This window comes from Mycolicibacterium arseniciresistens, assembly GCF_030519285.1.
Taxonomy (GTDB): Bacteria; Actinomycetota; Actinomycetes; order Mycobacteriales; family Mycobacteriaceae; genus Mycobacterium; species Mycobacterium arseniciresistens.
The window spans coordinates 1-10,666 of record NZ_JAUMSQ010000165.1; the positions used below are offsets into that span (position 1 = coordinate 1).

The window sequence follows — 10,666 nt, forward strand, 5'->3', positions numbered from 1 at the left end:
ACCGCCGCCCACACCATCAGTGCCAGTGCGACCAGCACCAGCACGGGCAGCAGCAGCGCGACGAACACCAGGCCGATGCTGGCGACGTCCTCCAGGGTCGACAGCACCGGGGCGGCGACACCGGCGGTGGCGACGTTGGCCGCGGGCCGGACGGCCGACTTGGTGAGCGACACGGCGAGCGCCGTGACCACGCCGATCGCGACGGGCACCCACTGACCGGACTGCGCGAACGCGCCGGGGTCGGTGACCGCGCCGGTCTGCGCCGCGGTGCCGGAGCCGAAGACGATGCCGCCTGCGGTGGGCCGCACGAACGTCTGGATCATGTCGTTGACGCTGTCGAGCGCCGGGATCTTGTCCGCCACCACCTCGACGGCGAGCAGCACCGCGACGATCGCCATCACCCAGCCGTTCTCGAGCCACGCCCAGGTGTGCGGCAGCGACACCAGGTCGGTGAACCGGGCGAGCAGGCCGAGCGCGAGCAGCGGGATGTAGGCGTTCAGTCCCGCGGCGGTCGCCAGCCCGAGGCCGGTCAGCAGCTCCACGTCACAAGTATGAGCGCGTCACCACACGAAGGGCAGCAACCTGAAGCGCACCTGCCCGGTGTATTCGCGGTACCCGGCGAGCTGATCGACCAGCAGCTTCTCCTCGTCGAGGATCCGCAGCGCGAGCAGCGCCAGTCCCGGCGGGATCGCGACCAGACCCCAGTAGGAGTCCAGGGCCGGCGGGGTGCCGAGCAGCATGATCAGCGCGCCGGTGTACATCGGGTGCCGCACGATGCCGTAGAGCCCGGTGGACGCCAGCGGCTGATCGGTCTCGACGGTCACCGTGGCCGCGGCGTAGCGGTTCTGGATCACCACCAGCTGGGCCAGCAGCAGGCCGACTGCGACCACTACGTAGCCGACCACCACGACGGGCGCAGGCACCGACGACCAGCCGAACCGGTGGTCGAGGGCACTGACGACGAGCATCGCGACGACCAGCAGCACGACGCCGGCGACGACGAAGCGCTGCACCGGACGCGCCTCGGCGGTCGGCCCGGCGTTCATCCGGCGCTGCATCGCGGCGGGGTCGCGGATCGCGAGGTACAGGCTCGGCCCGATCGTCGACACCACGAACACGGCGATGAACACCCACGCCTGCCAGTAGTCGACGGTGCCCGCGGGCACGAACAGCGCCAGTCCGAAGAAGAGGATGGAGAACAGTGCCGATCCGAAGGTCTGCAGTGCGATCTTCACGGTGCTCCTCACCGCACGTCGCGGCGGCGGAAGGCGAGGACGCCCAGCGCGATCAATGCGGCGTCGATCGTCAGCAACCACAGTAGCGGTGTCGCGGTGAACTCACCGGTGCCGACATGCGGGATGTGAACGAACGGTTCGAGATCGATCAGCCATTGAGGTGAATTGCCCAGCGACCCCAGCAGGAACACGGCGACGAACACCACCAGGACACCCCACGCCACCAGCGTGAACCGTGGCGCGAGCCCGAAGATCGCCACCGTCACCGCCGCGAGCAGCCACACCGCGGGCAGCTGCACCGCCGCCGTGCCCAGCACTGCAGGCAGCGTGCCGCTCACGTCGCCTGCGCTCGCGCCGTAGATCAGGCCGGTGACCGCGCCCGACAGCAGCAGCGCGACTGCGGATCCCACGATGGGGAACACCAGATGGCCTACCAGCCAGCGGGTTCTGGCAACCGCACCGGCCAGGAGTGTCTCCGCCCGCGCGCTGCTCTCCTCCTGGTGCAGCCGCAGTGTCAGGGAGATCGCGAAGGCCGCCGTCACCATCCCGAGCATGTTGAACGCCACCGCGACGAACGCCTGTTCCATCACGTCGCTGCCGCCGAGACGGCTCACGATGTCGCGGGACACCTCGCTGTTGCCGATCTCTTCGCCGATGCCGTTGACGATGCTGCCGATCAGCAGCCCGTACAGGCACAGGCCGACCGTCCAGGCCAGCATCGACCCGCGGTTGAGTCGCCACGCCAGGGATGTCGCGCCACGCAGGCCGCCACCTGCCCGCGGCGCGCCGGGCCGCTCGGCGATCAGTCCGGCGCCGACGTCGCGGCCGGCCAACAGCCGATAGGCGACGATCGCCAGGATCGCGGTGAGCGCGACGTGCAGCGCCAGCACCGCGAACCGGTCGCCCGCGAACGGGCGCACCTGCAGCGACCAGCCCAGCGGGGACAGCCACGTCAGGAACTCCGCGCGGGGTCCGGCGTCGCCGACTGCGCGCAGCGTGAACGCCGCGCCCAGCACGCCGAACGCGGCGCCGCGGGCGAAGCGGGCGCTCGGTGAGAGCTGGGCGGCGACGGCCGCGATGGCGGTGAAGACCAGACCCGAACACGTCAGCGCCAGCGCGAAGGCGAGCGACCCGGTGACGGGGATGTCGAGGGTGGCCAGGCCGGCGAAGCCGATGATGCCGGTGAACACCGACGCGCCTGCCGACAGCAGCAGCGCGGCGGTGAGGCCGGCGTAGCGTCCGACGGCGGTCGAGTCCAGGAGTTCGGTGCGGCCGGTCTCCTCGTCGGCGCGGGTGTGCCGGATGACCGTGAGGATCACCGCGACCGCGATGAGCACGTGGAACATTCCGGCCTTCCAGATGCCAACGGCGCCAAGGCTGTCGTTGTAGACCTGCCCGTAGAGCGCCCGCTGGGCGGGGCTGGCCATGATGGTTGCGGCCAGCGACGCGCGGTCGGCCTGCGTGGGGTACACGGCCTCGGTGCTGCCGACGTACACGGTGGCCAGCGGGACCGACAGCAGCAGCACCCACAGCGGCGCCACGATGCGGTCGCGGCGCAGGTAGAGCCGGAGCAGCCCGGCGGTTCCCGAGAAATGCGATCCCCTCGGCGGGGCCTGGTGGGCGGGCTGGTGGTGGGGCCGGTCCAGGGTGGTGCTCACACCGTCACCTTCTCGGACTCGTCGGAGGTGTCGCTGGTGTCGTAGTGGCGTAGGAACAGATCCTCCAGCGTCGGCGGCTGGCTGACCAGGCTGCGCACCCCGGCGTCGCCGAGCGCCTTGATGACCTCACCGAGCCGTTCGGCGTCGACCTGCGCGCGCAGCGTGTGCCCGTCGACTGAGACGTCGACGACGCCGTCCATGTTCAGGATGCGACCCAGTTGTCCTGCTTCGCCGACCATCTCGGCCTTGATCGACGTCCGGGAGAGGTGCCGCATCGATTCCAGCGTGCCGCTCTCGACGGTCCGGCCGGCGCGGATGATGGTGACCCGCTCACACAGCGCCTCGGTCTCGGCGAGGATGTGGCTCGACAGCAGGACGGTGGCGCCCCGGTCGCGGGCCTCGGCGACACACTGCTGAAAGATGTTCTCCATCAGCGGGTCGAGTCCTGTGCTCGGTTCGTCGAGCAGCAGCAGACGGGCCCGCGACGAGAACGCCGAGATGAGTGAGACCTTCTGCCGGTTGCCCTTCGAGTACGTTCTGGCCTTCTTCGACGGATCGAGGTCGAAGCGCTCGATGAGTTCGCGGCGGCGCGACTCGTCCAGACCGCCGCGCATCCGGGCCAGCAGATCGATGGTCTCGCCGCCGGTCAGTGACGGCCACAGCGTCACATCACCGGGGACGTAAGCGATCTGCCGATGCAGGTCGACCCCGTGTGTCCATGGGGCGCCGCCGAGCAATCGGACGGTGCCGCCGTCGGCGCGGACCAGGCCGAGCAGGATGCGGATCGTCGTCGACTTGCCCGCGCCGTTCGGCCCGAGGAAGCCGTGCACCTCGCCGTCGGCGACGGACAGTTCGAGCCCGTCGAGTGCGCGCGCCGCGCCGAATTTCTTGACCAGCCCGTGGATCTCGATGGGTTGGGTGCCGGATTTCGTGGCCATCACTTCTCCTTCGACGTGGGGATGGGCTCACCCGTCGCCTGCTGGGCGACGAAAGCGTCGTACATGGTGGAGTCGGTCATCAGCCCGAGGGAGAACACCTCGAGGGCGGGCACCACCATGTCCTGGGCGTAGTCGCGCAGCACGGCGCGCAGATCGGTCGGGTCGTCGTGCATCTGCAGGTACAGCAGGAAACTGCCGCCGTTGGTCATCGCGAGGTACTTGGCACGCGCCTTCGGGTCCCGGCTCGGCTTGATGGTGCCGGCGCGCACGCCTTCCTCCATGTACTGCTCGACATTGTCGATCATGCTGCGCCAGAACGATTTCGCCAACTCGCCGCCGGACTGCATGCTGCGCACCAGGTAGGCCATCATCGGTGCGTAGGACTCGATCTCGGCCATCTGGGCGAACCACGTCGAGGGGTCGGTGCTCTGGATCGACGCCGACTTGGACCTGCGGATCTCTTCGGTGATGTAGTCGTCGCACACCTTGCGCAACCCGTCCTTCGAGCCGAAGTGGTGGATCACCAGCGCCGCGCTCACCCCCGCGGCGTCGGCGATGGTGCGCAGTCCCACCGTGAAGCCCTTCTGGCCGAACTGGTCGATCGCCGCGTCGCGGATGCGCGCGATGGCTGTCCTGTCCTCCGATGCTGAACGCATGTTCAGTAGACTAAACGCACGTTCAGTCCTCGGTCAAGGTGTATCCGCGAGCAGGCACAAAATCGCACTGATCACGGCCAGACAGTGCGATTTTGTGGGGGGCACCTCCCGCTTGCGGGGGCCTGCTCGCGCAGAAGAAAAGAGCGTCAGTCGCGGGCGGCGGCCAGCAGGCCGTCGCCCAGCGGCACCAGCACCGGGGTGAACCGCTCGTCCTCGGCGATCAGCCGGGCCGCTTCGCGCACGGCGCTGACTTCGGCGTCATGCGCCGACGCGTCGCCGGCCCGGCCGCCGAGTGCGGCCCTGTGCACCACGATCGCGCCGCCGGCGCGCAGCAGCCGGACGCCTTCGACCACGAACTGCGGCTGGTCGATCGGGTCGGCGTCGATGAAGACCAGGTCGTAGGACTCGTCGGCGAGGCGGGTCAGCACGTCCTGGGCGCGGCCGCTGATCAGCCGGGTGCGGCCGGGCCCGATACCCGCTTCGCCGAACGCCTGCTTGGCGATCCGCTGGTGCTCGGGTTCGACGTCGATGGTGGTGAGCACACCGTCCTCGCGCATCCCCGACAGCAGCCACAGCCCGCTCACCCCGGCGCCGGTGCCCACCTCGACGACCGCGCGTGCACCGGTGAGCCGGGCGAGCACACTGAGCAGCGCCCCGACCGCGGGCGTGACCGCGCCGGCGCCGATGTCGACCGCGCGTTCGCGTGCGGCCGCGACGATGGAATCCTCGGAGATGGACTGCTCGGCATGGGTGACGATCGACGCGGCCCGGCTGTTCGGCTGGGTGGTCGGGTCGTCGGTGCTGGCCATGCCCGCAGCGTAATTCGCGCGCCGCGCGGCCCAACCGTCGACACGCCCGCGCGGCAACGTGTGATTTGCGTCGTAATTGACGGGTTTTCCCTGGTTGGACTAGGGGTAGACACGTTTCTCAGGGAAACTTCAGTGTGCTCATATCCGCTGCACACGGCGATGAGGAACGGTATCGGCATGGAAGACGGCGGACGCTGGCGCTTCGGGAATAACGACCTGGGCGGTCGCGTTGCCGCGAACATCGAGCAGTCGTCTTCCGACGACCGCCCTGACCTGGAGGATCCGACGACCACCACCGCTGCACAACCGGCCCCCGTCACGATGGCGCATCTCGAGCAGTACGCCGACTCGGACTGGGTGGAACCGACTGACGAGCTGACCGGGACCGCGGTCTTCGACGCCACCGGCGACAAGGCGTCGATGCCGTCGTGGGACGAGCTGGTCCGTCAGCACGCGGACCGGGTGTACCGGTTGGCCTACCGCCTGTCGGGCAACCAGCACGACGCGGAGGACCTGACGCAGGAGACCTTCATCCGCGTGTTCCGGTCGGTGCAGAACTACCAGCCCGGCACCTTCGAGGGCTGGTTGCACCGCATCACCACCAACCTGTTCCTGGACATGGTCCGGCGTCGGGGCCGCATCCGGATGGAGGCGCTGCCCGAGGACTACGACCGTGTCCCGGCCGACGACCCCAACCCCGAGCAGATCTACCACGACTCCCGGCTCGGGCCCGACCTCCAGGCCGCACTGGACTCACTGCCGCCGGAGTTCCGCGCCGCGGTCGTGCTCTGCGACATCGAGGGTCTGTCGTACGAGGAGATCGGCGCCACACTCGGAGTGAAGCTCGGCACCGTCCGCAGCCGCATCCACCGCGGCAGGCAGGCGCTGCGTGACCATCTGGCCCGCCACTCATCGGACACGGCCAGATCTGCCTGACCGTCACAGGTGTCCGGCGGGACGTCTCGCGCTACATTCGAAGTGAGCACCGCGGACCGAGATGAGTGGAGAGGAGCTGGGTGATGGTCGACCCGGGACATGTGTTCCGTCGCGCTTTCTCCTGGCTGCCCACCCCGTTCGCCTCGCAGAACGGCGCGCCGGTCGGAGCGCCGCGGCAGTTCGGTTCCACCGAGCACCTCTCGATCGAGGCGGTCGCGGCGTTCGTCGACGGCGAACTCGGCATGAATGCGCATCTACGGGCCGCGTCGCACCTGTCGCTGTGTGCGCAGTGCGCCGCCGAGGTGGAGGCCCAGGGTCAGGCCAGGTCGGCGTTGCGGGATTCGCGCCCGATCGCTGTGCCAACCTCTCTGCTCGGCATGTTGTCGCAGATCCCGCACTGCACGCAACCGCAGCCGGACGAAGAGCCGGCGCAGCCGCAGTTTGCTGATGACCCGTCCCGGGCCCGTCGCAAACGCCGGTAGGCTAGATGCGAGTCGAGCTCGACCTGCGCCGGCGACGGCGGGCGCCCCAGCAGAAGGTGAATGACGCGTGACCAATCAGGACCCGTCCGGCGACAGCCAGCGTCTTGACCCTCGCCCTGTCGACCGCCCCGCAGTCGATCCCGCCGCCCAGCGCGCGTTCGGCCGCCCCGAGGGGTTCCGCGGCTCGTTCGTCGCCGAGGCCGAGTTCCGCGACCGCGGCGAGTACACGCCGAGGGACAAGTCGTCCGACCCCGTGCTGGCCGAGGCGTTCGGCCGGCCGCGGGCAGGCGGCGATTCCCTGCAGCGCCACCCCGCGGACGCCGGCTCACTGGACGCCGAGCGCGACGCCGGACTCCCCGACGAGACCGACGACCCCTGGCGCAACCCGTCATCGGCCGCCTCACTGGGCACCCCCGCCATGCCGCACTCGACGGCGACGCATGCCGCCGCGCCCGTCGGCCGCCTCGGGGTCCGGGACGTGGTCTTCGGCCGGCGGGTGTCGTTCGTCGCGCTCGCCATCGTCGGCGTGATCGCCCTCGTGGTCGGTGTTCTGGGCGGCTGGATCGGATACCTGACGGCCGACCCGGTGTCGGCGTTCACCACGTCCGAGGCGACGCTGGACACCGGTGACGCCGAGGACCCGCCCGAGGGCCGGTTCATGAAGGTGGCCGCCGAGGTCGCCGATTCGGTGGTCACCATCGAGGCGACCATCGGCAAGGAGGGCTCCCAGGGGTCCGGCGTGGTGGTCGACCCCCGCGGTTACGTCGTCACCAACAACCACGTCATCTCCGAGGCGGCCACCAAGCCGGCCGAGTCCAAGATCAAGGTGGTCTTCAACGACGGCAAGGAGGTTCCGGCCAACCTGGTGGGCCGCGACCCCAAGACCGACCTCGCCGTGCTGAAGGTCGACAACGTCGAAGACCTGAGCGTCGCGAAGCTCGGGAACTCCGACGATCTGCGGGTCGGCGAAGAGGTGATCGCCGCGGGCGCGCCACTCGGCCTGCGCAGCACGGTCACCCAGGGCATCATCAGCGCGCTGCACCGGCCCGTTCCGCTGTCGGGCGACGGGTCCGACACCGACACCGTGATCGACGGTGTGCAGACCGACGCGTCGATCAACCACGGCAACTCCGGCGGACCGCTGATCGACATGAACGCCAACGTGATCGGCATCAACACCGCGGGCAAGTCGCTGTCCGACAGCGCCAGCGGCCTCGGCTTCGCGATCCCGGTCAACGAGGTCAAGATGGTGATGGATGCGTTGATCAAGGACGGCCGGATCTCCCATCCCACACTGGGTCTGACCGCTCGCTCGGTCAGCAACGACGTCGCGTCCGGCGCGCAGGTGGCCAACGTGAAGGCGGGCAGTGCCGCCGAGCAGGCCGGCATCCTGGAGAACGACGTCGTCGTCAAGGTGGGGTCGCGCGAGGTGGCCGACGCCGACGAGTTCGTGGTCGCGGTGCGGCAGCTGAAGATCGGTGAGCCCGCGCCGATCGAGGTGATGCGCGAAGGCAGGCCGGTGACACTCACCGTGACCCCGACGCCCGACAACACCGTCTGACCGTGTTCGCCAACATCGGCTGGGGCGAGATGCTGCTCCTGGTGATCGCGGGTCTGGTGATCCTCGGGCCGGAGCGGCTGCCCGGCGCCATCCGGTGGACGTCGGGGGCGCTGCGCCAGGCGCGCGACTACGTCAGCGGCGCCACCACCCAGTTGCGTCAGGATCTCGGGCCGGAGTTCGACGATCTGCGTGAGCCGCTCAGCGAACTGCAGAAGCTACGTGGGATGACGCCGCGGGCCGCGCTGACCAAGCACCTGCTCGACGGGGATGACTCGATCTTCGCCGCGTTCGAGAAGCCGACGGAGAAGCCGGTGAGTGCGCCGACTCCGCCGGTCCCGCCGGCGGCGGGGGCGGAGCCAGCCGAGCAGCTCGGTCCCACGACGCCGGCGAGCACGCGGTTCGATACCGACGCCACCTGATCGGCGCAGCCGGGTCAAACAAGGTCGAGGTCAGACCGCCGGGGTCAGACGAAGTACTTCTCGTCGCCGCTCGGGTAGCCGCCGCCGTTGGTGGCGATGTGGATGTGGTCGAAGTGGTTGAGGGTCTGCGAGCCGTAGTCGGCGGTCCAGCTCGGGGCGCCAACGCCCGGGTAGAAGCCCTGCCGCCAGATAGCGTGGATGACGCCCCACCGCTTGGCGTTCGCGAGCGCGTAGCCGGCGATCTGGTTGCCGAGCGCGATGCCTTCCTCACTGCTGTAGTTCGGGATCATCACGTCGATCGCCAGTCCGTTCGGGTGCCACTTCAACGCGTCCTGCCGGTACCCGCCGATGGTCTTGATCTCCGGGAACAACGCGCTGATGGCGCGCGCCGCGCGGATGGTGTTCACCTGGAGTCCTGATTCGGGGGTGACGCCCCTCGGCAGCTCGAACAGGGTGGGCGTGGTGGCGACCGGGGCCTGCGCGGCAAGCAACTCGGCCACCGGCGGGGGACTGCCGGCAGGCGGCGGCCCGGGTGGCACGAAGGCCTGCTGGTCGGCCGTCTGCGGGGGAGCCTCGGGCGACGGTGGCTTGGCGGCCTGCCCGTAGAGGAGCGCAGCCGAGACGACGACGGAACCCACCAGCGCCAGCAACCGGCCGCGGCCGTTGGCGGAAGGTGCGCTAGTCACGAGTCAGCACTCTAGTGTCGTCGGTCGCATGGTGTGGGGCTGTTGGTGTTGATGGTAAGAAAGTCGATCGGTCAGCGGCCGGCCGGATCCAACCCCAGCGACATGCCGGCCAGCCCGCGCTTGCGCGCCGACAGCGCATCGGCGACGCCGCGGAGTTCCTTGCCCGCGGGCGAATCCGGGGCGCTGAGCACCAGCGGAACGCCCGAGTCGCCCGCATCGACGAGCGCCTTGTCGATCGGCACCTGGCCGAGCAGTGGCACGTCGGCGCCCACCGAACGGGACAGCCTCTCGGCGACCTGGCGGCCACCGCCCTCGCCGAAGAGCTGCAGGGTCGAACCGTCCGGCAGCAGTAGTCCGGACATGTTCTCGACCACGCCGACGATTCGCTGACGGGTCTGCAGAGCGATCGCGCCGGCCCGCTCGGCTACCTCGGCGGCGGCCGCCTGCGGCGTCGTCACCACCAGTATCTCCGCGCCCGGGATCAGCTGTGCCACCGAGATAGCGATGTCGCCCGTGCCGGGCGGCAGGTCGAGCAGCAGCACGTCGAGATCGCCCCAGTACACGTCGGCGAGGAACTGCTGCAACGCGCGGTGCAGCATCGGCCCGCGCCACACCACCGGGGTGTTGCCCTGCGTGAACATCGAGATCGAGATGACCTTCACCTCGTGGGCGATCGGCGGCAGGATCATCGAGTCGACCTGGGTGGGCCGGTCCGTCGTGCCCATCATCCGGGGCACCGAATGGCCGTAGATGTCGGCGTCGAGCACACCGACGGCGAGTCCACGGGCGGCCATCGCGGCGGCCAGGTTCACCGTGACGCTGGACTTGCCGACGCCGCCCTTCCCGGAGGCGACCGCGTAGACGCGGGTCAGCGAATTCGGCTGGGCGAACGGGATCACCGGTTCGCGGGAGTCGCCCCGCAGCAGGACGCGCAGTTCGGCGCGCTGCTCGTCGTTCATCACGTCCAGGCTCACCTTGACGGCGCCGGTGCCGGGCACGTCGGCGACCGCCTGCTGCACCCGTTCGGAGATCTCGGTCTTCTTCGGACACGCGGAGGTGGTCAGGTAGATCTCGACGTGGACGCTCGAGTCGGCTTCGATCGTCACGTCCTTGACCATGCCGACCTCGGTGATCGGCCGCCGCAACTCGGGGTCGACGACCTTGGTCAGCGCGGCGCGCACCGCGCTCTCGAGCTCAGAGGAAGAAGAAGACATCACCCGCGAGTGTAGGCCGCCGCGGCGGTCCGTCGTGACGGCGGCCGGTCAGGCCGGAGGGCCGGGCGCGGG

Annotated in this window: 12 protein-coding genes; 4 read left to right on the forward strand and 8 right to left on the reverse strand. The window is 69.7% G+C overall.

Annotated elements, in window-relative coordinates; genetic code table 11:
* The 6 genes from Q2100_RS19540 to Q2100_RS19565 form a co-directional block, all read right to left on the reverse strand.
* On the reverse strand, positions 1-542 hold a 542-nt coding region (locus tag Q2100_RS19540; protein ID WP_302915388.1), incomplete at its 3' end, for a DUF4126 domain-containing protein.
* A gap of 18 nt (positions 543-560) precedes the next feature.
* Positions 561-1,235 (reverse strand): methyltransferase family protein, encoded by a 675-nt coding sequence (locus tag Q2100_RS19545; RefSeq protein ID WP_302915389.1) that lies wholly within the window; start codon positions 1,233-1,235, stop codon positions 561-563.
* Positions 1,236-1,243: 8 nt separating this feature from the next.
* Positions 1,244-2,893, reverse strand: a complete 1,650-nt coding sequence (locus tag Q2100_RS19550) for an ABC transporter permease (protein WP_302915390.1) — start codon at positions 2,891-2,893, stop codon at positions 1,244-1,246.
* Complete coding sequence (locus tag Q2100_RS19555) at positions 2,890-3,831, reverse strand: ABC transporter ATP-binding protein (protein WP_302915391.1); 942 nt, start codon at positions 3,829-3,831, stop codon at positions 2,890-2,892. The genes Q2100_RS19550 and Q2100_RS19555 overlap by 4 nt, the downstream gene beginning before the upstream one ends.
* Complete coding sequence (locus Q2100_RS19560) at positions 3,831-4,487, reverse strand: TetR/AcrR family transcriptional regulator (protein WP_302915392.1); 657 nt, start codon at positions 4,485-4,487, stop codon at positions 3,831-3,833. Before Q2100_RS19560 ends, Q2100_RS19555 begins: the two co-directional genes overlap by 1 nt.
* A 146-nt stretch (positions 4,488-4,633) precedes the next feature.
* A complete protein-coding gene (locus Q2100_RS19565) occupies positions 4,634-5,296 on the reverse strand; it encodes an O-methyltransferase (protein ID WP_264014301.1) in 663 nt (220 codons plus the stop codon).
* Positions 5,297-5,473: 177 nt separating this feature from the next.
* Here Q2100_RS19565 and sigE point away from each other — a divergent pair, with 177 nt between their 5' ends.
* The 4 genes from sigE to tatB all read left to right on the forward strand — a co-directional run bounded on the left by sigE (position 5,474) and on the right by tatB (position 8,694).
* Complete coding sequence (gene sigE, locus Q2100_RS19570; RefSeq protein WP_302915393.1) at positions 5,474-6,232, forward strand: RNA polymerase sigma factor SigE; 759 nt, start codon at positions 5,474-5,476, stop codon at positions 6,230-6,232.
* 83 nt (positions 6,233-6,315) lie between these two features.
* Positions 6,316-6,714, forward strand: a complete 399-nt coding sequence (gene rseA, locus Q2100_RS19575) for an anti-sigma E factor RseA (RefSeq protein ID WP_302915394.1) — start codon at positions 6,316-6,318, stop codon at positions 6,712-6,714.
* Positions 6,715-6,781: 67 nt separating this feature from the next.
* Positions 6,782-8,275, forward strand: a complete 1,494-nt coding sequence (gene htrA / locus Q2100_RS19580; RefSeq protein WP_302915395.1) for a serine protease HtrA — start codon at positions 6,782-6,784, stop codon at positions 8,273-8,275.
* A gap of 2 nt (positions 8,276-8,277) precedes the next feature.
* Positions 8,278-8,694, forward strand: coding sequence for a Sec-independent protein translocase protein TatB (gene tatB, locus Q2100_RS19585; protein ID WP_302915396.1), 417 nt, complete (start codon positions 8,278-8,280; stop codon positions 8,692-8,694).
* 44 nt (positions 8,695-8,738) lie between these two features.
* Here the strand turns inward: tatB and Q2100_RS19590 are convergent, their stop codons facing one another.
* Together Q2100_RS19590 and Q2100_RS19595 are read right to left on the reverse strand one after the other, a co-directional pair.
* A complete protein-coding gene (locus Q2100_RS19590; RefSeq protein ID WP_302915397.1) occupies positions 8,739-9,380 on the reverse strand; it encodes a VldE C-terminal domain-containing protein in 642 nt (213 codons plus the stop codon).
* A 71-nt stretch (positions 9,381-9,451) separates the two neighbouring features.
* Positions 9,452-10,594: an Mrp/NBP35 family ATP-binding protein gene (locus Q2100_RS19595; protein WP_264014307.1), complete on the reverse strand. Its 1,143-nt coding sequence runs from the start codon at positions 10,592-10,594 to the stop codon at positions 9,452-9,454.
* Positions 10,595-10,666: the final 72 nt, after the last annotated feature.

Bases quoted from the DNA above. Each gene is read 5' to 3' on its own strand.
- Q2100_RS19555 (WP_302915391.1), bottom strand. From the start codon at position 3,831: ATGGCCACGAAATCCGGCACCCAACCCATCGAGATCCACGGGCTGGTC.
- Q2100_RS19560 (WP_302915392.1), bottom strand. From the start codon at position 4,487: ATGCGTTCAGCATCGGAGGACAGGACAGCCATCGCGCGCATCCGCGAC.
- Q2100_RS19565 (WP_264014301.1), bottom strand. From the start codon at position 5,296: ATGGCCAGCACCGACGACCCGACCACCCAGCCGAACAGCCGGGCCGCG.
- sigE (WP_302915393.1), top strand. From the start codon at position 5,474: ATGGAAGACGGCGGACGCTGGCGCTTCGGGAATAACGACCTGGGCGGT.
- rseA (WP_302915394.1), top strand. From the start codon at position 6,316: ATGGTCGACCCGGGACATGTGTTCCGTCGCGCTTTCTCCTGGCTGCCC.
- Q2100_RS19595 (WP_264014307.1), bottom strand. From the start codon at position 10,594: ATGTCTTCTTCTTCCTCTGAGCTCGAGAGCGCGGTGCGCGCCGCGCTG.